This window comes from Cellulosimicrobium sp. NPDC055967 (assembly GCF_042269845.1).
In the GTDB taxonomy this organism is placed as follows: domain Bacteria; phylum Actinomycetota; class Actinomycetes; order Actinomycetales; family Cellulomonadaceae; genus Cellulosimicrobium.
Genome location: NZ_JBHJYJ010000002.1, coordinates 131,001 through 152,548 on the forward strand (window position 1 = coordinate 131,001; position 21,548 = coordinate 152,548).

22 protein-coding genes are annotated in these 21,548 nt (G+C 74.0%); 8 read left to right on the forward strand and 14 right to left on the reverse strand.

The genetic code is table 11. The features are described 5' to 3' along the window. Positions 1-59 precede the first annotated feature (59 nt). From prfB to ACFC2L_RS03430, 10 genes are all read right to left on the reverse strand, one after another. Entirely contained in the window at positions 60-1,172 is a 1,113-nt protein-coding gene (prfB, locus tag ACFC2L_RS03385) for a peptide chain release factor 2 (protein ID WP_375822903.1), read from the reverse strand. Positions 1,173-1,249: 77 nt separating this feature from the next. Then, positions 1,250-2,389: a WxL protein peptidoglycan domain-containing protein gene (locus ACFC2L_RS03390; protein WP_375822904.1), complete on the reverse strand. Its 1,140-nt coding sequence runs from the start codon at positions 2,387-2,389 to the stop codon at positions 1,250-1,252. Between the two features lie 133 nt (positions 2,390-2,522). Continuing rightward, the gene (locus ACFC2L_RS03395; protein ID WP_375822905.1) at positions 2,523-3,137 is read right to left on the reverse strand and encodes a hypothetical protein; all 615 of its coding nucleotides are present in this window, start codon (positions 3,135-3,137) and stop codon (positions 2,523-2,525) included. Between the two features lie 189 nt (positions 3,138-3,326). Then, entirely contained in the window at positions 3,327-3,818 is a 492-nt protein-coding gene (locus tag ACFC2L_RS03400) for a pilus assembly protein TadG-related protein (RefSeq protein WP_375822906.1), read from the reverse strand. Next, on the reverse strand, positions 3,818-4,222 hold the full coding sequence (locus tag ACFC2L_RS03405) for a pilus assembly protein (protein ID WP_375822907.1): 405 nt from the start codon (positions 4,220-4,222) through the stop codon (positions 3,818-3,820). The genes ACFC2L_RS03400 and ACFC2L_RS03405 overlap by 1 nt, the downstream gene beginning before the upstream one ends. 71 nt (positions 4,223-4,293) lie before the next feature. Beyond that, positions 4,294-4,644 (reverse strand): TadE family protein, encoded by a 351-nt coding sequence (locus tag ACFC2L_RS03410; protein WP_375822908.1) that lies wholly within the window; start codon positions 4,642-4,644, stop codon positions 4,294-4,296. Between the two features lie 58 nt (positions 4,645-4,702). Next, a complete protein-coding gene (locus tag ACFC2L_RS03415; protein ID WP_375822909.1) occupies positions 4,703-4,918 on the reverse strand; it encodes a hypothetical protein in 216 nt (71 codons plus the stop codon). 75 nt (positions 4,919-4,993) lie between these two features. Next, positions 4,994-5,935 (reverse strand): type II secretion system F family protein, encoded by a 942-nt coding sequence (locus tag ACFC2L_RS03420; RefSeq protein WP_375822910.1) that lies wholly within the window; start codon positions 5,933-5,935, stop codon positions 4,994-4,996. Then, entirely contained in the window at positions 5,932-6,792 is an 861-nt protein-coding gene (locus ACFC2L_RS03425; protein WP_375822911.1) for a type II secretion system F family protein, read from the reverse strand. The genes ACFC2L_RS03420 and ACFC2L_RS03425 overlap by 4 nt, the downstream gene beginning before the upstream one ends. A 1-nt stretch (position 6,793) precedes the next feature. Next, positions 6,794-8,095 carry a CpaF family protein gene (locus ACFC2L_RS03430; RefSeq protein WP_375823164.1) on the reverse strand — a complete coding sequence of 434 codons (1,302 nt, stop codon included), beginning with the start codon at positions 8,093-8,095 and terminating at the stop codon, positions 6,794-6,796. 199 nt (positions 8,096-8,294) lie between these two features. Between ACFC2L_RS03430 and ACFC2L_RS03435 the strand changes: the two genes are divergently transcribed. Then, complete coding sequence (locus ACFC2L_RS03435) at positions 8,295-9,521, forward strand: pyridoxal phosphate-dependent aminotransferase (protein ID WP_375822912.1); 1,227 nt, start codon at positions 8,295-8,297, stop codon at positions 9,519-9,521. A 55-nt stretch (positions 9,522-9,576) separates the two neighbouring features. Here the strand turns inward: ACFC2L_RS03435 and ACFC2L_RS03440 are convergent, their stop codons facing one another. Together ACFC2L_RS03440 and ACFC2L_RS03445 are read right to left on the reverse strand one after the other, a co-directional pair. Continuing rightward, a complete protein-coding gene (locus ACFC2L_RS03440; protein WP_375822913.1) occupies positions 9,577-10,944 on the reverse strand; it encodes an LCP family protein in 1,368 nt (455 codons plus the stop codon). Between the two features lie 86 nt (positions 10,945-11,030). After that, positions 11,031-12,266, reverse strand: a complete 1,236-nt coding sequence (locus tag ACFC2L_RS03445; RefSeq protein ID WP_375822914.1) for a multidrug effflux MFS transporter — start codon at positions 12,264-12,266, stop codon at positions 11,031-11,033. A gap of 104 nt (positions 12,267-12,370) precedes the next feature. Here ACFC2L_RS03445 and ACFC2L_RS03450 point away from each other — a divergent pair, with 104 nt between their 5' ends. Further along, complete coding sequence (locus ACFC2L_RS03450) at positions 12,371-13,138, forward strand: SOS response-associated peptidase (protein WP_375823165.1); 768 nt, start codon at positions 12,371-12,373, stop codon at positions 13,136-13,138. Positions 13,139-13,171: 33 nt separating this feature from the next. On the opposite strand, the gene ACFC2L_RS03455 is transcribed toward ACFC2L_RS03450, so the two are convergent. Together ACFC2L_RS03455 and ACFC2L_RS03460 are read right to left on the reverse strand one after the other, a co-directional pair. After that, positions 13,172-14,260 (reverse strand): adenylate/guanylate cyclase domain-containing protein, encoded by a 1,089-nt coding sequence (locus tag ACFC2L_RS03455; protein WP_375822915.1) that lies wholly within the window; start codon positions 14,258-14,260, stop codon positions 13,172-13,174. Between the two features lie 128 nt (positions 14,261-14,388). After that, on the reverse strand, positions 14,389-15,303 hold the full coding sequence (locus ACFC2L_RS03460) for a biotin--[acetyl-CoA-carboxylase] ligase (protein ID WP_375822916.1): 915 nt from the start codon (positions 15,301-15,303) through the stop codon (positions 14,389-14,391). 168 nt (positions 15,304-15,471) lie between these two features. Here ACFC2L_RS03460 and ACFC2L_RS03465 point away from each other — a divergent pair, with 168 nt between their 5' ends. The 6 genes from ACFC2L_RS03465 (at position 15,472) to ACFC2L_RS03490 (ending at position 21,503) form a co-directional block, all read left to right on the forward strand. After that, positions 15,472-17,115: an acyl-CoA carboxylase subunit beta gene (locus ACFC2L_RS03465; RefSeq protein ID WP_375822917.1), complete on the forward strand. Its 1,644-nt coding sequence runs from the start codon at positions 15,472-15,474 to the stop codon at positions 17,113-17,115. A gap of 49 nt (positions 17,116-17,164) precedes the next feature. Further along, the gene (locus tag ACFC2L_RS03470; RefSeq protein ID WP_087471592.1) at positions 17,165-17,683 is read left to right on the forward strand and encodes a hypothetical protein; all 519 of its coding nucleotides are present in this window, start codon (positions 17,165-17,167) and stop codon (positions 17,681-17,683) included. After that, positions 17,680-17,940, forward strand: a complete 261-nt coding sequence (locus ACFC2L_RS03475; RefSeq protein WP_375822918.1) for an acyl-CoA carboxylase epsilon subunit — start codon at positions 17,680-17,682, stop codon at positions 17,938-17,940. The genes ACFC2L_RS03470 and ACFC2L_RS03475 overlap by 4 nt, the downstream gene beginning before the upstream one ends. Continuing rightward, complete coding sequence (locus ACFC2L_RS03480; RefSeq protein ID WP_375822919.1) at positions 17,937-18,755, forward strand: hypothetical protein; 819 nt, start codon at positions 17,937-17,939, stop codon at positions 18,753-18,755. Before ACFC2L_RS03475 ends, ACFC2L_RS03480 begins: the two co-directional genes overlap by 4 nt. A gap of 10 nt (positions 18,756-18,765) precedes the next feature. Continuing rightward, positions 18,766-20,508, forward strand: coding sequence for a DUF885 domain-containing protein (locus ACFC2L_RS03485; RefSeq protein ID WP_375822920.1), 1,743 nt, complete (start codon positions 18,766-18,768; stop codon positions 20,506-20,508). Positions 20,509-20,582: 74 nt separating this feature from the next. Beyond that, on the forward strand, positions 20,583-21,503 hold the full coding sequence (locus tag ACFC2L_RS03490) for an AEC family transporter (RefSeq protein ID WP_375822921.1): 921 nt from the start codon (positions 20,583-20,585) through the stop codon (positions 21,501-21,503). Positions 21,504-21,548: the final 45 nt, after the last annotated feature.

The following is a 21,548-nucleotide window of genomic DNA, read 5'->3' on the forward strand; positions in this document are numbered from 1 at the left end:
CCGCGCCCGGGCGCATCGACCCGTTGCTCGGATCAACCGCTCCCGGGCGCCACGGCGGGTCAGTCGACCTGCTGCGCCCCGCGGCGCCAGCGGATCCCGGCCTCGATGAAGTCGTCGATGTCGCCGTCGAACACCGCCGACGGGTTGCCGACCTCGTGCTCGGTGCGCAGGTCCTTGACCATCTGGTACGGCTGCAGCACGTACGAGCGCATCTGGTCGCCCCAGCTCGCCTTGATGTCGCCCGCGAGCTCCTTCTTCTTCGCGTTCTCCTCCTCCTGGCGCACGAGCAGCAGGCGGGACTGGAGGACACGCAGCGCGGCGGCGCGGTTCTGGATCTGCGACTTCTCGTTCTGCATCGACACGACGATGCCGGTCGGGATGTGCGTCATGCGCACCGCGGAGTCCGTCGTGTTGACCGACTGCCCGCCCGGGCCCGAGGAGCGGAAGACGTCGACCTTGATCTCCGACTCCGGGATCTCGATCGAGTCCGTCTGCTCGATGAGCGGGATCACCTCGACGGCCGCGAAGGACGTCTGGCGCCGTCCCTGGTTGTCGAACGGCGAGATGCGCACGAGGCGGTGCGTGCCCGCCTCGACCGAGAGGTGGCCGAACGCGTAGGGCGCCTTCACCTCGAAAGTGGCCGACTTGAGCCCCGCCTCCTCGGCGTAGGACGTGTCGAGCACGGTGGTCGAGTAGCCGTGGCGCTCCGCCCAGCGCAGGTACATGCGCAGGAGCATCTCCGCGAAGTCGGCCGCGTCCACGCCGCCCGCGCCCGCGCGGATCGTCACGACGGCCTCACGGGCGTCGTACTCGCCGGCGAGGAGCGTGCGGACCTCGAGCTGGTCGAGGTCCTTGCGGATCGCCGCGACCTCGGTCTCCGCCTCGACGAGGGTGTCCTCGTCCTCCATCTCCTGGCCCATCTCGACCAGGGTCTCGACGTCGTCGATGCGCTGGCCGAGCTTCTTCACCCGGTCCAGCTCCGACAGTGCGGCGGAGAGCGCCGACGTCACCTTCTGCGCGGCGTCCGGGTCGTCCCACAGGTCGGGGGCCGACGCCTTCTCCGAGAGGTCCGCGATCTTCGCGCGCAGCACCTCCGGGTCGCTCACGCTCTCGATGGACTCGAGCGTGCTGCGCAGCGCCTTGATCTCGGTCGGAAAGTCGATGGTGGCCACGAGGTTCAAGGTTACGCGACACCGCGCGCGCTCCGCGCCGCCGGGCCGGCAGACCCGTGCCCGACGGCGCGGAGCGGTCAGGCCTTCGGCTCGCCCTTGGCGGCGGTCGCACCCGTGCCCGACGGCGCGGGCTCGCTCCCGCTCGCCTGCTGACGACCCTCGTCGCGCGCCTTGGCGAGCATCGCCTCCAGGCGCTGGCGGCGACGACGGCGGTCGTCGCGGACGCCGACGACCAGGACGACCACGATCGCGACGAGCAGGAGCTGCGGCCACGGGATGGCCCAGGTCGTCACGGTGACCGTGACCGGATCGAGCGGTGCGTCGACCTGGTCGTCGTCCACCACCGTCGGGGTGACGGTGATCGTCGACCGGACCGGGCCGAGCGGCCAGACGTTCGGCGTCTCGACGCGGGATCGCTGCGAACCCCCGGGCAGGACCTCGGGGATCTGCGTCGCCGAGCCGTCCGTGGACAGCAGTCCGAAGAACCCCGACGTCGCGACGTCGCCATCGGCCCCGAGACGCACGTTGCCGTCGTTCGTCACGTCGTAGGAGACGGTCATGTCACCCGCGGCGAACGGGTTCCACGACGGCGTGTAGGACGCCTTGACGTTCTCGACCGTCAGGACCGGCTCCACGTCCCCGGTGACGCGCGTGGAGACACGGAAGCCGACGCGGCTCTCCACGCCGACGCTCGTCCCGCCCTCACCCGCGCCGGTGCTCGTCATCGTCGCGGCGATACCGGCGACGTGGTCGCCGGGCGTGGCGTTGTCCGGGACGGTCACCGTGAACGGCACGACGACCGTCGCGTCGGGAGCGACCTCGACCGAGTCCTGGACCTCGATCCAGGTCCCGGCGCCGGTCGACTCCCGGTCGGAGGGCAGCATGTTGAACCGGCCCTTGGGGTTGATGTACCCGTCCGCGGCCTGGATCGAGAAGGTCACGGGCACGTCGCTGAAGTTCGACACGGCGAGATGCTCGGACGCGGACGCCCCGGGGTCGAGCACCAGCTCGACGCGGGACCGCCCGTCCGGGCCGTCCGCGTCGGCGGGCTTGACGCCCCAGGTGATGACGTCCTCGGTGTCGAGCGGCAGGACGCCGCCGGACGCCGCGCCCGCCGGCAGCGCGGGCGCGAGCGCCGCGACGAGCGCCGCTCCGGCCGCGGCGACCCAGCGGGCCGGGCGGCGCGGTCCGTGGCTCAGGTGTGATGCAGGGTTCACGCAGGTGCTCTCTCCGTACGACGGCGGGCCGCCCACCCGATCCGACCTCTGTCGGACGAGTGGAGCGGCCCGCCGTGGACTGCTCGGTCGACGGCCGACCGCGGCCGGCCGTCAGGTCACGAGGACCGTGTGCTCAGTCCTCGAAGAGGGAGAGCGTGATCGTCGAGGAGTAGGCGCCCGCGGCGACGTCCTCGGCGGTGCGGAGCGTGAGGCCCGCGGACGCGGTCCACGAGCCCTCCGGGTTGACCTCGGCCGAGTCGTAGGCCGAGACGAGGAGGTCCTGCTCGACGAGGCCGACGCCACCCTCGAGCTCGGGGTCGACGCCCTCGCCGGCCTCGACGAGGCCACTCTCGCTCCCGCTGACCAGCGACGGCGCCCAGCCGAGGTTCTCCGCCCCGATGGTGCCCGCGTCGCCCGTGAAGTCCTCAGCGACGCCGACCACGTACCAGAACGCCCCGTCGGGGACCTCGGTGCGCGTGTCGGTGACCGTGACGTCGGGAAGGGTGCCCGTGAACTCACGGGTGCCGGCGACGGTCGAGTCCTGCTCGGTGAGCGTGGTCGCGTTCGAGGCGACCGAGAGCGCGAGGTTGCCCGGCTCGACGTTCGACTCGATCTCGACGGAGACGTCGACACCCTGGTCGTCGCCCACCTGGTCTGCGGAGGCAGCGGACGCGAGGGCGACCGTGCCGATGAGCATCGCGCCGAGGGCACCCCCGGCGACGAGCTTCTTCGTTGCTCGTGCGTTCATGTTGTAGCTCTCCATCGTTGGAGTTGTTGTCGGACCGGATCACCATAGCGGCGAACCTGGGGTTTTGACAGAGAGGAACCAGAAGTGGCCATCCAAAGTTAAGAAAGTAAACAAAGATGCGGGAGCATGCTCACGCGTCGTTGCGTACCGTCCCTTCCTGGATGCTCGTCGTCGAACAGCAACAGGTGCTCACCACGCTCTGGCACGTGACTCTGCACGCACGATGATGCCATCACTCCACGCCTGGGTCACCCAGCTGACCATCGCGGGTCGTGCGCGGGCGGCGAGACTCACCGTCGCGGTGCGCCCGTCGGAGGTCGACGCCTCGATCACCACGACGTCGTGCAGGCCGCCGAGCGCCCCGGGGTTCCGGGCCAGGTAGTCCTGGACGTCCGACCGGATCGAGGAATCCGTGAGCGTCAGGACGCCGCTCTCGACCGGCGCGGTCGCGGCGCCCGTGTAGAACGACTCGGGCGTCATCGAGTCCGCTGCCGTGAGCGCGAGCGCGTCCGCCAGCTCGTAGAGCCGCTTGCGCTCGAGGTGCACCTGGGTCGCGCTCACCACGACCGTGACCAGCAGCAGGGCGAAGGCGACGAACGCCGTCGTGAGGAGCATGATGCGGCCGTCCTCGGGCTCGTCGGGCGACCCGCTCCGTCGCCGTGGGTCGAGGCTCGCGCGCATCACGGCCGCCTCGCGGCGTACTCGTCGACGGAGGCGACGTGCTGGGCCTCGACCGGGACCGCGAGGGGCACGGCGGCGCGGACGAACGACGGGACCAGCGGGAGCGGCACCTCGAACCGCACCCGCGCGACCACCTCGCCCCCGGGCTCGAGACAGGGCTCCGCGGAGCACGAGATCGTCAGCACGTCCGCCCCTGTCCGGAATCCCTGGTCGTCGAGCGCGAGCGCGACCGCCGCCTCGGCGAGCCGCGCGCCGTCGTCCGCGGACGGCGCGGTCACGAACGCGCGCGCGGCCTCCCGCGAGGCGCCCTCGACCGCGAACGTGGCCGCCTGCAGCCGCCCGATCGTCAGCACGAGGTACAGCACCGGCAGCAGCAGCACGAGCGCGACGCCCAGGAACTCCACGACGGCGCTCCCCCCCTCTGCCCGCTGCCCACCCCCGGTGAGGCGAGCGAGCAGTATCCGCACCCGGCGGGTCACGGTGCCTCCTCGAGCGCGTGCCCGTCGACGGTCACCACGCCCGCGGGACCGAGAAGCCCCACCACCGGGAGCGGCGCGGAGACCGTCACCTCGACGACCGGGAGGCCGTCGACGACCGTCTGACGGGCCACGACGTCCTGGGCGTACCGCGACGAGAGCGCGGCTGTGATCAGGTCGCGCGTCCGGGCGGCCCCGTCCAGCGGGCCGCGATCGGCGCGGCCCGCGACCCGAGCGCCCTCCGCGGCGCAGTCCACCAGCGTCGCCCGGACGTGGACCGCGAGCGCCACCTGGACGACACCGAGGAACAGCGCGAGCACCAGGAGGGAGACGAGGGTGAAGTCGACCACCGCAGACCCGCGCTCACGATCTTCCGACGCCGGGACGCGATCGCCTCCGTGCGCCACCTCAGGGCGCGCCCACGCTCGAGATCGCGTTGCTGAAGGCCTGCGTCAGCGCCGGGCCCGCGACCGCCCACAGCGCGATGACGAGACCCGCCGTCATCAGGGTGATGAGCACCCACCCCGGGACGTCGCCCCGTTCCGCGTCTCCTCCCACCAGGCGTCCGAACGCCTCGCGTCCTGCTCGCCGTGCATCCTTCGTCCTGCGTCCCGACCCCTGCATGGTTCCCCCTCGTTCGTCCGTCGTGAGTCGTGTCGTGCGTGAGATGTGCGCGCCGGGCGCCCCGGGCGCTGCCGCTCAGAACCCGAGCCGCAACGTGGCGAGCGACGGATAGACGGCAAAGACCACCGTCACCGGGAGGATGAGGAAGACGACCGGGATCATCATCGCCACCTCCTTCTTGCCGCCCGCCTCCATGAGTGCGCGACGCCCGGACTCGCGCACGTCCTGCGCCTGGGCGCGCAGGACGTCGGCGAGCGGAGTCCCGCGCTCCACCGCGACGGCGACGCCCTCCGCGAAGCGGGTCAGGCTCGGCAGACCCGTCCGGTCGGCGAGCTGCTCGAGCGCCCGCGCGAGCGGCGTGCCGGCGCGCACGGACGCGAGCGTCGCGCGCAGCTCTCCGGAGAGCTCTCCGCGGGCCGTCGTGGCGACCCGTTCGAGCGCCGCGACGGGGCCCTCGCCGGCGTTCACCGCGAGGGCGAGCAGCTCCGCGACGGTCGGGAACTCCGCGAGCATGCGTTCCTCGCGACGTCGCACGGCCCGCGTCAGGGCGTGGTCGCAGGCGAGGATGCCGCCCACCCCGCACAGGAGCGCGAGGAGCACGAGCAGCACGACGGACGAGCCCCGCGTCGCGGCGAGGACCACCGCGACGAACGTGCCCAGCGCGAGCCCGACGACGCCCCACACGAGCTGGCGGGCACGGAACTGCTCGACGCTCTGGCGCCGTCCGGCACGCTCGAGCCGACGGCGGACGTCGGAGGACGTCGAGCCGAGCCGCTCGAGCGCCCGGCCGGCGTCGGCGAGCACCGGGGCGACCAGGCGTTCGACCGTCGGGAACGGCGTCCGGGTCGGCTGGTCGCGGAGCAGCACCGACGTCCGGTCGTGCGTCCGCAGGTAGGGCGCGAGGCGCTCGTCGAGCCGGATCGCGCGGCCGCGGACGCCCGCGACGACGAGCAGCAGCCCCACTGCGCCGAGCGCGCCGATCGCGGCTCCCGTCAGCGACACGTCGAGCGCGTTCATCGGAGCACCCTCTCCTCCTCGGGCAGCCGCCCGATCCGCAGCATGAGCTGGTACGCCGCGGCCGAGCAGGCTGCGCCGACGCCGAGGACGAGAGCGCCCGACAGCGAGTTGTACGCCGCCGCCGTCTCGGGCCGGGTCGCGAGGAAGCCGAGCACCACCCAGGGGCCCGCGACGGCGAGCCGCGCACCGTTGACCGTCCAGGACTGGCGGGCCTCGAGCTCGCCGCGGGTCCGCGCGTCCTCGCGCAGGAACGTCGAGAGGGTGCGCAGGAGCCGTCCGAGGTCCGTCCCGCCGACGTCGCGCGTCAGCCGGAGCGCCTCCACGATGCGGTCCGCCACCGGGTCCGCGAGCCGCTCCTTGAGCCGGTCCAGGCACTCCCCGAAGCGCCCCGACGCCCGGTAGTCGACCGCGAACCGGACGAACGGCTCCCGCAGGTCCGCCGGACCGCGCTCGCCCAGCTGGCCCACGGCCTCAGGGAGCGACAGGCCCGCACGGACGCCGGAGGCGAGGTGGTCCAGCACCTCGGGCCAGACGTCGCGCAGCCGCGCCCTCCGGCGCCGGGCACGGGAGCGCACGACGAGCACCGGCACCGACGCGGCGATCGCACCGAAGCACGCGGCGATCGTGACCGACCCGGCGAGGACCGTCGCGACGAGGAGGACCACGAGCCCCACGCCCACGCTCGTCGCGACGAGCGCGCCCGGCGTCACGGACGGCGCACCCGCCTGCACGAGGAGATCCTGGGTGCGCGCCGTCCAGCCGTCCGACCGGCGCTCCCGGCGCGGGCCCGGCGTCCAGAACGACCACCACACGCAGAACAAGCCCGCGCCGAGCAGGAACCCCACGACGACGCCCACGTCAGCTCGCTCCCGACCAGGCCGTGCTCGCCGAGGTGCCCGCCGCCGCGGCGGCGGGCACGCGCGAGCGCTCCGGGTGCAGCACGGCGGACAGGTCGATCCCCGCGCGGGCGAACCGGTCCGCGCCGGGCGGGAACCCGTCCGCCCGCACCAGCCGGTCCCCCGTCCGGACGAAGATCTCCGCGGCCTCCACCACGCCCTGCTCGACCCGGCCCGTGACTCCCAGTACCTCGCGCACGACGCGCCGCCCGTCGGCGTCCACGCCGAGGTGGACGACCAGGTCGATCGAGGACGCGACGGTGGGCACCACGAAGCGGTCGGAGACGTTCTCGCCGGCGAGCAGCGGCAGCGTGCACATCTTGGTGATCGCCTCGCGGGCCGAGTTGGCGTGCAGGGTGCACATCCCGGGGACGCCCGCGTTGAGGGCCACGAGCAGGTCGAAGCTCTCCGCCTCGCGGACCTCCCCGATGACGATCCGGTCCGGGCGCATGCGCAGCGCCTCCTTGACCAGGCGGCGCAGCGGGATCTCGCCGGTCCCCTCGAGGCTCGGCTGCCGGCACTGCATGGAGACGACGTCCCGCACGGCGAACCGGAGCTCGAACACCTCCTCGCACGTGACGACGCGCTGCGTGGGCGGGACCGAGCCCGCGAGAGCGTTGAGCATCGTCGTCTTGCCCGCCTGCGTAGCGCCCGCGACGAGGATGTTCAGCCCGGCGCAGACCGAGGCGTCGAGGAACGTCGCCGCCTGCGGGGTGAGCGACCCGAGCCGGACGAGGTCGTCGAGGTGCGACGCACGGACGACGTGCTTGCGGATGTTGACCGCCCATGCGCTGCGCGTGACGTCAGGGATGACCACGTGGAGCCGCTCGCCCCCGGGAAGCGAGGCGTCGACGAACGGGCTGGACAGGTCCAGCCGGCGTCCGGACGAGCGCAGCATCTGCTCGACGAGGTCGCGCACCTGCTCCGCGGTGAGGATCGTCGTCGTGAGCTCGGACCTGCCGCCCCGCGCGACGAAGACCTGCGACGGCGCGTTGATCCAGATCTCCTCGATCTCCGGGTCGTCGAGGTAGGGCTGGAGCGGTCCGAGGCCGGCCACGGAGTCGACCACCGCGCGACCGGCGGCCGTCGGGTCGGCGAGCGGCGCGACGGCTCCGAGCGCGCTGCGCGTCTCGTAGTCGGCGACCACCTCGCGGACGAGCTCGTCGACCGCAGCCCGATCGCGCGCGGGGTCCACCCCGCGGCGTCGGACGAGCTCGCGCACCTCGCCCTCGAGCACGCCGACGGCGTGCGTGTCCGTAGACATCTCGAGCATTCCCCCTGCTCTGCTGGCCGGCTGCCCCGCCGGACCGAAAGACCTGACCGAGAGAGTAGGGCATCCGCGCGACTCGCGGGAGAGCCCTGTGGATACCCGCGCCGGGAGGCTCGCGATCACGGCCGCGCCCGCCGGGGAACCCGCCCGCGCCGTCCCACATCGTGGGCACGGGCGGCGCTAGGGTCGGGTCATGACCGACCTCCCGCCCGGCCGCTGGCAGGCGGCCGCCCGCGCCACCGGCCTCCTCGGCGCGGACGGCACGGTCGCGGCGACGGTCTTCGCCGAGATGACGGCCCTCGCGCACCGCACGGGCGCGATCAACCTGGGGCAGGGGTTCCCGGACGTCGACGGCCCGGCGACGGTCAAGCACGCGGCGGTCCGCGCGATCGAGGAGGGCCAGAACCAGTACGCGCCGGGTCCGGGCATCCTCGAGCTGCGCAACGCCGTCGCGAGCCACCAGTACCGCCACTACGGGCTGGACCCCGACCCGGAGACCGAGGTCCTCGTGACGACGGGTGCGACGGAGGCCCTCGCCGCGACGATCCTCGCGCTCGCCGGCCCGGGCGACGACGTCGTCACGCTCGAGCCGTTCTACGACTCGCACGCCGCGTGCATCGCGCTCGCGGGGGCGAACCACGTGACGGTCCCGCTCGTGGCGGGCCCGGACCGCTTCCGGCTCGACCTCGACGCCCTGCGCGCCGCGGTCACCGACCGCACGCGGCTGATCCTCGTGAACTCGCCCCACAACCCCACGGGCACCGTCCTCGACCTCGACGAGCTCGACGCGATCGCCGCCTTCGCGCGCCGTCACGACGCGGTCGTCGTCACGGACGAGGTCTACGAGCACCTGACGTTCGACGACGCCCGGCACGTGCCGATCGGCACCCTCCCCGGGATGCGCCAGCGCACGATCACGATCTCCTCGGCCGGCAAGACGTTCTCGTTCACCGGCTGGAAGATCGGCTGGCTGCACGGGCCGGAGCCGCTCGTCACCGCGGTCCGCACGGTCAAGCAGTTCCTCACCTACACGTCGGGCGCGCCGTTCCAGCCCGCGATCGCCGACGCCCTGTCCGACGACGAGACCCCGCGCGCGCTCGCCGACTCGCTCGCCGCGCGTCGGGACCTGCTGTGCGAGGGCCTCGTCCGGGCCGGGTTCGACGTCGTCGTGCCGCAGGGCACGTACTTCGTCATCGCCGACGGCGCTCCGCTCGGTTTCGAGGACGGCACCGCCCTGTGCCGCGAGCTGCCCGCCCTCGCGGGCGTCGTCGCCGTCCCCGTGAGCGCGTTCTGCACGCCGGGGTCGACGACGGCCCGCGCGCTGGCCTCACGGGTGCGGTTCACGTTCGTCAAGCGCGAGGACGTGCTGCGCGAGGCGGTGGGGCGGCTCGCCCGCCTTGGCACGACGCCTCGCTCCTGAGCGGGCCTCGACCCGGTCGCCTGATCTGGATCGACCCGAACAGCGCGGAGCCGGTTCAGCCGCAGACGCCGGGTTGCAGCTCCTCGACCGGGGTCTCGGGCGTCGTGCCCGGGTCAGTCGTCCCGGGATCGGTCGTCCCAGGATCGGTCGTGCCGGCCCCCGGGTCGGTGGCGCCGGTGTCGGTCCCGGTCGCCGGGTCGGTCGTGCCGTCCGCAGGGGCAGTCGCGTCGTCGCGGGGGTCGGTGACGGGCTCGTGGCCGGGCGGGGGCGCGTCGTCGATGAGCCGCTGCCAGATGGCGTCCGCCTCCGACGTCCACTCGACCCGGTTGCGGTCGCTCGCCGCCTCCACGACGGGTACCTGCGTGAAGACGACCTCGGAGGGCTTGATCGCGCGAAGGCTGAACGCGAGGCCCGCGAGCGCCGTCGGGTCCGCGATCGTGGGGTCGGCGCTGATCGAGCTGAGCACCGCCTCGATGACGCCGTAGAGCTGGGGCGAGTTGGTGATGATGTTCTGGGAGAGCAGCTCGCGCACGGCCGAGTCGATGAACGCCTGCTGGCGCGCGATGCGCGTGAGGTCGGACCCCATCTCGAGCCCCATGCCCGTCCCGTGGCGCGCCCGGAGGAAGCTGATCGCCTCGTGGCCGTTGAGCGTGTACTCCCCGGCCGGCAGGTCGAGGGTGCCGTACCGGGGGCTCTCCTTGACGGGCTCCGGGAAGCACATGGTGACGCCGTCGATGGCGTCGACGACACCGATGACCCCGGTCATCTTGACGACGACGTGGTTGGTGATCGGGACGCCCGTGAGGTCCTGCACCGCGGTGATCGTGCACGCGGCGGCGTACGTCATGTCGTCGACACCGCCCGACCCGATCTGGAACGCCTCGTTGAACATCGTGTTGCGCCGCGGGCCCGACATCGACCCGTCGGGCAGGTTGCACGCCGGCAGGTCGACGAGCGAGTCGCGGGGGATGGACACGACCTCCATGCGCGTGCGGTCGCCGGACACGTGCACGATGAACGTCGTGTCCGACCGCATGCCCTCCTCCTCGCCGGCGATCGCGGCGTTCTCGGCGTCGCGGTAGTCCGTGCCCATGACGAGGATGTTGAGCGACTTGCCGGCGAACGGGTCGGACGGGTCCTTCGGCGGCTCGGCCGTCGGGCCACCGACGACGAGTCCCGACACGTCGCTCACGGTGATCTTCGACTTGAGGTCGAGGTAGACGGCTCCCGCACCGACGGCGACGAACACGAGGGCCCCGGTGAGGACGAGCCCGACGGCCCGCGCGACGCGGTGCGAGCGCAGCGCGCGCGCGTGGTGGGGGCCGCCGGAGGGCTTGTCCTCGCCGCCCTTCCGGGAGGCCGTCGTCGGTGTCGCGCGAGGCCGCGAGCGCGGGGTCGACGAGGCGTGGGCGGTCGTTGGCACGGTCCGAGGGTAAGGGGTGCGGCGTGGATGCGTGCGCCGAACCAGCAGGAGGACGTGTGAAAGGGCGGCGAAGACCGGCCGTGGCGTCAGACGGGCGTGTGCCAGCCGCCGCGGCGGAACGCGGGCGTGGCGAGGGCGAGCACGAGCAGCGACGCGACGACCGCGCCGAGCATGACGGTCGCCATCGCGACGGCGTCGCCCCCGAGGACGCCGACGAGCGGGCTCACGAGCCCGGCGACGCCGGACTGGAACGCCCCGATGACGGCGGCCGCGGTCCCGGCGATCTCGCCGTGCCGGGTGAGCGCGAGCGCGGAGGCGTTCGCGGGGATCATGCCCTGCATCGACAGGACGAGGAAGAGGGCGGCGACGATCCCGACGATCCCGCCCGCGCCGGTGAGCGCGACGACCAGCAGCCCGACGGCGAACACGCCCTGCACGACGAGCGCGGTCCGGAGCAGGCGCACGGGGGCGACACGGCGGACGAGAGCGGCGTTGGCCTGCGCGGACAGAACGAGACCGATGCCGTTGACGGCGAAGAGGAGCGCGAACTGACCGTGGCTGAGCCCGTACCCCTCCTGGAGGACGAACGGCGACCCGACGACGTAGCTCATGAGCACGGCCTGGCCGAGTCCGGGGAGGACGGCGAGCGCGACGAAGTGGCGGTCGCGCAGGAGGCTCGCGTAGCCGCGCAGGACGGTCCGCGCCCCGGCGGGTCGCCGTCGCTCGAGCGGCAGGGACTCGGGCATCCAGAGCAGCACGATCGCGCCGAGCGCGATGCCGCCGAGCGCGAGGACCCAGAACACCGCGCGCCACGTGGCGTGGGCCCCGATGAACGACCCGATCGACGGGGCCAGGAGCGGGGCGAGCCCGATGACGAGCATGAGGCGCGACAGGATGCGCGCGGCGTCCGACCCGGTGAAGCGGTCGCGGATCGCGGCGATCGCGACGACGGAGGCGGACGCGTTGAAGAACCCCTGCAGCACGCGGAGCCCGACGAGGATGCCGATGTTGGGCGCGAGCGCGCACAGGAGCGAGGTCACGACGTGCAGCGAGAGCCCGACGAGGACGGGCAGGCGCCGGCCGTAGCGGTCGGAGAGCGGCCCGATGACGAGCTGGCCGACCGCGCCGCCGAGGAGCATCCCGGACAGGGTGAGCTGCGCGAGCGAGTCGGGCGCGCCGAGCTCGGCGCCCACCTCCGGCAGGAGCGGGAGGTACATGTCGACCGTGAGCGCGGGGAGCGTGGCGAGCGCGCCGAGGAGCAGCACCCAGCGGGCGGACGATCTCGGTCGGGGCACGGCGGGGTCGACCGAGGACGAGGGCATGACGCCCATCGTATCGATTCGATCGCGCCGGACGAGGCGTTCGGGGCGTGAGCCTGCTCTCCCTCGCCGCCCGCGCGTGGGTGGCGTGCGGCAGGCTGGGAGGCATGTGCGGACGCTATGCCTCCTTCCGGGACGCGCAGGACCTCGCGGACGAGTTCGCGATCGCGGACGTCGCCGACGACGCGCGGCTCCTGCCGCCGTCGTGGAACCTCGCGCCCACGGACCCGGTGCGGATCGTCGTCGAGCGCGCCGCGAAGGACACGGGCGAGGTCCGGCGCTCGCTGCGGGTGGCGCGCTGGGGCCTCGTGCCCTCATGGTCCAAGGACGCGAGGGGCGGCGCGCGCATGATCAACGCGCGCGCGGAGTCGATCCTCGACAAGCCGGCGTTCGCCAAGCCGTTCGGCGTGCGGCGCTGCCTGGTCCCGGCGGACGGCTACTACGAGTGGCGCGTCCTGCCCGACGGCGCGGCGCCGGCAGGGTCCGCGAGCGCGCCGCCGCGCCGGGGCAAGGTCCCCAAGCAGCCGTACTGGATCGCCCCGGGCGACGGCGAGAGCGCCGCGTTCGCCGGGCTCTACGAGTTCTGGCGCGACCGGTCCAAGGCCGACGACGACCCCGACCGCTGGCTCGTCTCGACCACGATCATCACGACGGACGCGGCGCCGTACCTCGCCGAGATCCACGACCGCATGCCGCTGGCCCTGCCCTCCGACGCGTGGGACGCGTGGCTCGACCCGGCCGTCGACGCCCGTGGGGCGGCCGACCTGCTCGGGCTCGGCGGCCCGCACGACGACGTCCCCATGGTCGCGCGCGAGATCTCGACGCTGGTCAACTCGGTGACGAACGACGGGCCCGGCCTGCTCGAGGCCGTCTGACGGCCGCGCCTCGGCGCGAGAGGGCGGCGGCAGTCAGCCGCGGTAGGCCCACTGGAGGCGCACGGGCTCGATCGTGCCGAGCCCCTGCACCTCGGTCTCGGGCTGCGCCGTGAGCGCGAAGCGCTGGTCGCCTGCGAGCAGGCCCGCGGTCTCGCGGTCGACGAGGACCGTCGTCGGCTCGGCGATGTCCACGAGGCGGGCGGCGAGGTTGACGCTCGGCCCGAACACGTCGCCGAACCGCGAGAGCACCCGGCCCCACACGAGGCTCACGCGGACGGGCGGGACGTCGACGTCCTCCTCGCGCCCGCCGGCCTCGGCCAGGCCGAGCGCGACGCGCGCCCCGGTCGCGACGTCGTCGGCGACGTAGAGCACGGCGTCGCCGATCGTCTTGACGACGCGCCCGCCCGCGGCGGTGATGACGTCGCGCGCGCTGGTCTCGAAGAGCTGGACGAACTCGGCGAGCTCGCTCGACCCGAGCCCGCGCGTGCGCTGCGTGAACGAGACGATGTCCGCGAACCCGACGGCCCGCGGCAGCGGGAGCTCGTGCTCGTCGACCGCGGTGGCCCGCGCGTCGGAGAACTCGACCGCGAACCGACCCGCGACCGCGGCGAGTTGGCGGCGCCACGCGTGCAGGAGCTGCTCCTCGAGGACCGGCGCGAGCTCGGGCAGCCGGTCGAGGACGAGGAGGCGCGCGCTCGTGTCGTCGAGGTCGAACCGGCGCGTCATGTGCTCGACGAGCGCCTCGACCTGCCACAGCACGAGCCGCTCGGTGGTGTGCCCGGTGGACCGGATGAGGGTCGTCAGGGCACGCTCGTCGAGCCGTTCCGTCGCGGCGAAGTCGAACACGTCCGCGAGCGCCTGCGCGTCCCTCTCGGTGAACGCGTGCTCCTCCCCTTCGGTGAGGGGGAGGCCGAGCGCCTGCCAGTAGGCGCGCACCCGGTCCGTCCCGACGCCCGCGCGCTCGGCGAGCCGCTCGACGGTCAGGGTGCGAGGTCCCCCGAGGAGCGCCTCGTCGAGCACGGCCTCGGTCGCCTCGGTGTCCGGGGCCGCCTCGCCGCCGTCCCCGCCGTTCGGAGACGTGGTGGTGGGGACGGGCTCGTTCTGCTCAGGGTCCACGGGCACCCGGCGATCCTATTCCTCGGCCAGGGTCGGTGAGATCGGCGGTCGTGACCGAGATCGGCAGGGACGCGCGAGATCGGCGGTCGTGACCGCCGACGTCGTCCCGGACTGCCGATCTCGGCCGCAGACCGTCACCCGTGCGGGCGCAGGTGGTGGACGTCGCCGCTGTGGTGGACGCTCGTCGTGCCGTCGTCGTCGCGCACCACCAGTCCGCCGTCGGGCGCGAGCGCCGTGGCGAGCCCGACGACGTCGCCGCCCGCGACGCGCTCGACCCGCACGCGCGTGCCGAGCGTGGCGCTGACCTGCGCGCAGTCGGCGTCGAGCCCGGCGGCGTGCGCGTCTCCCCCGGCGTCCTGCCAGCGGGCGAGGACCTCGCCGAACGCCTCGTGGAGCGCGACGAGCAGGACCTCGCGGTCGGTCGTCGCGGCCCCCACGAGGGCGAGCGAGGTGGCCGTGGGGACGGGGAGCTCGTCGCGTGCCTGGGAGACGTTGAGCCCGACGCCGACGACGACACCGCCGTCGGGCAGCACCTCGGCGAGGATGCCGGCGACCTTGCGCAGCGGCGCCTGGTCGCCGGCTCCCGGTGACGCGACGTCCAGCGACCCCGGCGCGGCGCCCGGGTCCGGCACGAGGACGTCGTTCGGCCACTTGACGACCGCGTCGACCCCGGCGGTCGCGCGCAGCGCGCGGGCGGTCGCGAGCCCGGCGAGGAGCGGGAGCCAGCTCAGCGCCTCGCGGGGCACCTCGGGGCGCAGCAGGAGCGAGCCGAGGAGCGCGGCGCGCGGCGGCGTCGTCCACGAGCGCCCGAGCCGGCCGCGGCCGCCGGGCTGGTGCTCGGCGACGAGGAGCGCCGGCGCGGGCCAGGCGTCCGGGTCGTCGGCGACCGCGCGCGCGAGCTCGGCGTTCGTCGACGCCGACTCGGGGACGACCTCGAGCCGGGCGAGGGGCCCCGCGGGCGCCACGAGCAGCTCTCGTAGGAACTCCGCCCGCAGCGGGGGCCGCCCGTCGCCGTCGGGCCTGGTCTCGTCGTCGCGCGCGCTCGCCATGCCCGCCATCCTCCCGCACGCGGACGGCCCGGCACGAGGGTGGGCGGGGACCACGGCCGCGTCCGTGGGCGTCGACGTCGGGTTTGTCGACACCCACCAAGACCCGCCCCGGACGTGCTGGCGTCGCCCGCATCGAGTTGGCGCCACCCGCCAACTAGGCTCGGGTCCGTGACGGACTCTGCGACCACCTCGCCCGCGACGCCCGAGGCACCCCCGACATCGCCCGACGCGCCCCACCTCGTGGGCACCGCGGCCAAGCTCGCCGACCTCGACCGTCGTCGCGCCGAGGCGACGGAGCTGCCCGAGGAGGCGGCGCGGACCAAGCAGCACGCGCGCGGCAAGAAGACGGCGCGCGAGCGCATCGAGGCGCTGCTCGACGAGGGCAGCTTCGTCGAGCTCGACGCGTTCGCGAAGCACCGCTCGCACAACTTCGGGCTCGAGAAGAAGCGCCTGGCGGGCGACGGCGTCGTCGTCGGGCACGGCACGATCGACGGCCGCCAGGTGTGCGTGTACTCCCAGGACTTCACGGTGTTCGGCGGGAGCCTCGGCGAGGTCCACGGCCAGAAGATCACCAAGGTGCAGGACCTCGCGCTGCGCACCGGCGTGCCGCTGATCGGCATCTCCGACGGCGGCGGCGCCCGCATCCAGGAGGGCGTCGCGGCGCTCACGCAGTTCGCGGAGATCTTCCGCCGCAACGTCGCGTCGTCGGGCGTGATCCCGCAGATCTCGCTCATCCTCGGTCCCAGCGCGGGCGGCGCGGTGTACTCCCCCGCGCTGACCGACTTCATCGTCATGGCCGACAAGACGTCGAACATGTTCATCACCGGACCGGACGTGATCCGCGCGGTGACGGGCGAGGACGTGGGCTTCGAGGAGCTCGGCGGTGGTCTGACGCACAACGAGAAGTCCGGCGTCGCGCACTACCTCGGCGCGGACGAGGACGACGCGATCGACTACGTGCGCCACCTCGTGTCCTACCTGCCGCAGAACAACCTCTCGGACGCGCCGTCGTTCCCGCCCGACGACGTCGAGCTCGACGTCACGGAGGAGGACCTCGAGCTGGACGCGCTCGTGCCCGACTCGGACTCGCAGCCGTACGACATGCGCACCGTGATCGAGCACGTGCTCGACGAGGGCGCGTTCCTCGAGGTGCAGCCGCTGTTCGCGAAGAACGTGCTCGTCGGGTTCGGGCACGTCGAGGGCCAGTCCGTCGGCGTCGTCGCGAACCAGCCCCTCGCGATGGCGGGCACGCTCGACATCGACGCCGCGGAGAAGGCGGCGCGGTTCGTGCGCACGTGCGACGCGTTCAACATCCCGGTGCTCACTCTCGTGGACGTCCCCGGCTTCCTGCCGGGCGTCGACCAGGAGCACCAGGGCATCATCCGGCGCGGCGCCAAGCTCATCTACGCCTACGCCGAGGCCACGGTCCCGCTCGTCACGGTCATCACGCGCAAGGCGTACGGCGGGGCGTACATCGTCATGGGCTCCAAGCAGCTCGGCGCCGACGTCAACCTCGCGTGGCCGACGGCGCAGGTCGCCGTCATGGGCGCGGGCGGCGCGGTGAGCATCCTCCAGCGGGCGGCACTCAAGCGCGCGGCCGACGCGGGCGACGACGTCGAGGCGGAGCGCGCCCGGCTCGTCGCCGAGTACGAGGACGCGATCGTCAACCCGTGGGACGCCGCCGAGCGCGGGTACGTGGACGCGGTCATCCGTCCGTCCGAGACACGCGTGCAGGTCGTGCGGGCGCTGCGCGCGCTGCGCACCAAGCGCGCGACCCTGCCGCCCAAGAAGCACGGCAACATCCCGCTGTGACCACGAGCGAGCACGAGCACCCGACGAACCTCGCGAGGGAGAACCAGGAATGAGCCACGACGACGCCACGCACGGACCCGTCCCGCTCGGGTCGGTGGACCCGGCGCCGCTGCACGCCGCGGTCGACGCGCTCACGGCGGCGCTGCACGAGTACGTCGAGACCGCGGTCGGGGTGCGGGCCGAGTTCGGGGCGTCCGAGGCGGACGAGGACCCGCGCGTGCTCGCGCTCGAGGGCCGCATCGGCGCGCTCAACGCGCGGCTGTTCGACGAGCTGCACGGCACGCTCGGCATCCACGCCGACCTCACGACGTCGGTGTGGGATCCGGGCGCCGACGAGGAGGTCGACGAGGACGCCTCCCCGGCGGACGTGCAGGACGACACCTTCACGCTCGACTACGTCGTCATGACGCACCCCGGCGGGCCGGACCTCGACGACGTCGTCGGGCTGCTGGACCGGTGGGGCCACGAGGCGCGCGAGCGGCTCGTCGAGGCCGGGTACGCCGTCCCCGAGTGGGGCGTGGGGCGCGGGGCGGACGACGACCACGACCACGACGAGGACGACGAGTGAGCACGCCACGGCCCGGTTCCCCGAGCGTCCGCGTCGTGCGCGGCGTGCCGGACGAGCTCGAGGTCGCGGCGCTCGTCGCCGGCCTCGCCGCGGCGGCCGCCGCGAGCGGCCTTCCGGACGACGTCGCGCCCGTCGACGAGTGGACCAACCGGGCGCGCGGGCTGCGCGGGACCGGGGACGGCGCGACCGCGAAGAGCTTCGGCGGGCGCTCCGGCCGGCACAACGCCGACTCGTGGCGCTGGAGCCTGCGGTCGTGACGACGCCGAGCACGTCGCCGCGCACGCGCCGCCTGCCCGAGCGGGGCGTGCTCGTCGAGCTCCCCGCGTCCGCCGACGAGGTCGAGGCGGACCCGACGAGCCTGCCGGCCGTGGAGCCCGTGCCGGGCTGGCGCCGGTGGGCCTGGGCCGTGGCGTTCGTGCCGACCGTCGCGCTGCTCGTCTACCAGCGCCTCGCGTCGGGCCGTGGCTGGCCCGTGCCGGACGCCGTCGTGGTGGTCGCGACGCTGGGGCTCCTCGTCACGGCCCTGCTCGCGCTCGTGCGCTACCGGGACGACCGTGTGATCGCGGGGCTCACCCGTGGCCGTGACGCGCTGCTCGCCGCGCCGGTCCGGGCGACCGGGACGCTCGTGCTCCCCGACGCGGGTGCCGCGGACCTGGCGGCGGGCACGGCGGCAGGCACTGCGGAGGGCACGGCAGAGGGCTCGATGGAGGGCGCCGCCACGGGCGCCCGGACGGCCGGGCCGACGGTCGTCCGGACGACCCTGGTCGTGACCACCGCGTCCGGCGCGAGGACCGCACGACCGGCGCGCGTCGTCGTGCCCGACGGCGTGGTGGGCCCGCGCGCGGGCGACCCGGTCGCCGTCTGGCACGCCGCGGACGACACGGACGCCACGGGGGTGCTCCTGGTGCGCTACCACCGTGCCTGGGCGGACGACCTCGTGGCGGCACTGCGCGGCCGCACCGACACCGCTCCCGACGCGGCGCCACCCCCGGACCCGTCCGGCGAGCCGACCGAGGACGACCGCGGGGAGAGCCCGGAGAATCCGGCAGACCCGCGACCGGGTGCCGAGTAGTCTCGACCGGGTGAGCGACACCACCACCACACCCGCCGGCGCATCCGCCGGGACCCCCGACCGCACACCCACGCCGATCGACGCCGTCGCCGAGGCCTACGTCACGCGGATCGCCGAGCTCGACCCGATCGCCGCGACCGCGATGGGCCTGTCCGGCTACGACCACCTCGTCTCCGACCTCTCGCCCGCCGGGCACGACGCGCGGGCCGACGCCGACCGCGCGGTGCTGCGCGAGCTCGAGGGCCTGGAGCCGGTCGACGACGTCGACCGGGTCACCCTGGCCGCGATGCGCGAGCGCGTCGGTCTCCAGCTCGAGCTGCACGAGGCGGGCGAGCCGCTGGCGACCCTCAACAACATCGCGTCGCCGGTGCAGGAGCTGCGCGACGTCTTCGACATCATGCCGACCGGGACCGTCGAGGCGTGGGAGAACATCGCGTCCCGCCTCAACTCCCTCCCCGGCGCGGTCGACGGGTACATGGCCTCCCTCACCGAGGCGGCAGCGCGCGGCAACGTCGCCGCGATCCGTCAGGTGCGGATCGGCGTGCAGCAGTCGCGCGAGCTCGCCGACGCGAAGGGCTCGTTCTTCACGACGTTCGTCGCCGGCCCCGAGGCCAGCGCCGTCCTCGACGACTCCTCGGCGTGCTCGCTCGTGCGCAAGGAGCTCGAGCTCGGCGCCGCCGCGGCGCGCGAGGCCTACGGCCGCCTCGCGGACTTCCTCGAGACGACGCTGGCGCCACAGGCCCGCGAGCAGGACGCCGTCGGCCGCGAGCGCTACGGGCTCTTCTCGCGCACGTTCCTCGGCGCGCAGGTCGACCTCGACGAGACGTACGCGTGGGGGCTCGAGGAGCTCGCGCGCGTCGTCGCCGAGCAGGAGGAGATCGCGGGCCGCATCGCCGGACCGGGCGCGAGCGTCGAGGACGCCGTCGCCGCGCTCGACGCCGACCCGGCGCGCACGCTGCACGGCACCGACGCCCTGAGGTCCTGGATGCAGGAGACGTCGGACGCCGCGATCACCGCGCTGAACGGCGTCCACTTCGACGTCCCGACCCCGGTGCTGGACCTCGAGTGCATGATCGCGCCGACCCAGACGGGCGGGATCTACTACACGCCGCCGAGCGACGACTTCTCCCGGCCCGGCCGCATGTGGTGGTCGGTGCCGTCGGACGTCACGGAGTTCAACACGTGGCGCGAGAAGACGACCGTTTACCACGAGGGCGTCCCCGGCCACCACCTGCAGTGCGGCCAGGCCGTGTACGCGCGCGCGACGCTCAACACGTGGCGCCGGCTCGCGTGCTGGGTCTCGGGCCACGGCGAGGGCTGGGCCCTGTACGCGGAGCGCCTCATGGCGGACCTCGGGTTCCTCGACGACGACGGCGACCGTCTGGGCATGCTCGACGCGCAGCGCATGCGCGCGGCGCGCGTCGTGCTCGACATCGGCGTGCACCTCGGCCTGCCCGCGCCCGAGCGGTGGGGCGGCGGGACCTGGGACGCCGACAAGGCGCTCACGTTCCTGCGCGCCAACGTCAACATGCCGGACTCGTTCGTGCGCTTCGAGCTCGACCGCTACCTCGGGTGGCCGGGCCAGGCGCCGTCGTACAAGGTCGGGCAGCGCCTGTGGGAGGCCACGCGCGACGATGCGCGCGCCGCTGCCACCGCGCGCGGCGAGTCGTTCGACGCGAAGGCGTTCCACGCGCGCGCGCTGAACCTCGGCTCGGTCGGCCTGGACGTGCTGCGCGACGCGCTCTCCTCGTGACCCGGTCGTCCACCCCGCCCGGGTCGGCCTCGCGCCGGCCCGGGCGGGGCGGTCCCGCCCTGAGGGCCTGACGCGTGGGCGCCGTCCTCACCGGTTTCGCCATCATCGCCGTGGTCGTCGCGGCCGGGTACGTCACCGCGCGCCTCGGGATCGGCGGACCCGACGCGCGGACGGCGCTCAACCGCGTCGGGTTCTTCGTCGCGAGCCCCGCCCTGCTGTTCACCGTGCTCGCGCAGGCCGACGTCGGAGCGCTCTTCCAGGCACCGCTCGCAGTCGCGGCGGCGTCGGCCGTCGTGACCGCGGGCGTGTTCGTGCTCGTCGACCGGCTGTGGCTGCGGCTCCCCGCCCCCGAGGCGACCATCGGGGCGGTCGGCTCCGGCTACGTGAACGCGAACAACATCGGCCTGCCCGTCGCGGTGTACGTGCTGGGCGACGCGACCGCCGTCGTGCCGGTGATCCTGCTCCAGCTCCTCGTGCTCGCCCCCGTCGCGCTGCTCGTCCTCGACGCGACGACGAGCGGGCGCCTGTCCTGGCGATTCGTCCTCGCGCAGCCCGTGCGCAACCCGATCATCCTCGGGTCCTTCGCGGGCGCCGTCGTCTCGTTGACCGGCTGGACCCCGCCCGTCGCGGTCACGGCCCCGCTCGAGATCCTCGGCGGCGCCGCCATCCCCATGATCCTGCTCGCGTTCGGCATGTCGTTGCACGGCACCAGGCCGCTGCGCCGCGGCGAGCCCCGCGCGGCCGTCGGGGTGGCGAGCGTCGCGAAGCTGCTCGTCATGCCCGTCGTCGCGTTCGCCGTCTCCCGGCTCGTGCTCGGTCTCGACGACGCCGCGGTCGCGTCGGCCGTCACGCTCGCCGCGCTGCCGACCGCCCAGAACGTCTACAACTACGCGGCGCGGTTCGGGCGGGGTGAGATCCTCGCGCGCGACACGATCCTCGTCACGACCCTCGGCTCGCCCGTCGTGCTGCTCGTCGCCGCGCTGCTGGTCGCGTAGCGGGTTCGTCGGCGGGCGGCACGCCCCGTCGCGCCGGTGCCCGAC

Excerpts from the sequence above, each read along its gene's own strand:
- ACFC2L_RS03395 (WP_375822905.1), bottom strand. The coding sequence starts at position 3,137 with ATGAACGCACGAGCAACGAAGAAGCTCGTCGCCGGGGGTGCCCTCGGC.
- ACFC2L_RS03400 (WP_375822906.1), bottom strand. The coding sequence starts at position 3,818 with ATGCGCGCGAGCCTCGACCCACGGCGACGGAGCGGGTCGCCCGACGAG.
- ACFC2L_RS03415 (WP_375822909.1), bottom strand. The coding sequence starts at position 4,918 with ATGCAGGGGTCGGGACGCAGGACGAAGGATGCACGGCGAGCAGGACGC.
- ACFC2L_RS03420 (WP_375822910.1), bottom strand. The coding sequence starts at position 5,935 with ATGAACGCGCTCGACGTGTCGCTGACGGGAGCCGCGATCGGCGCGCTC.
- ACFC2L_RS03430 (WP_375823164.1), bottom strand. The coding sequence starts at position 8,095 with ATGTCTACGGACACGCACGCCGTCGGCGTGCTCGAGGGCGAGGTGCGC.
- ACFC2L_RS03435 (WP_375822912.1), top strand. The coding sequence starts at position 8,295 with ATGACCGACCTCCCGCCCGGCCGCTGGCAGGCGGCCGCCCGCGCCACC.
- ACFC2L_RS03445 (WP_375822914.1), bottom strand. The coding sequence starts at position 12,266 with ATGCCCTCGTCCTCGGTCGACCCCGCCGTGCCCCGACCGAGATCGTCC.
- ACFC2L_RS03450 (WP_375823165.1), top strand. The coding sequence starts at position 12,371 with ATGTGCGGACGCTATGCCTCCTTCCGGGACGCGCAGGACCTCGCGGAC.
- ACFC2L_RS03460 (WP_375822916.1), bottom strand. The coding sequence starts at position 15,303 with ATGGCGAGCGCGCGCGACGACGAGACCAGGCCCGACGGCGACGGGCGG.
- ACFC2L_RS03470 (WP_087471592.1), top strand. The coding sequence starts at position 17,165 with ATGAGCCACGACGACGCCACGCACGGACCCGTCCCGCTCGGGTCGGTG.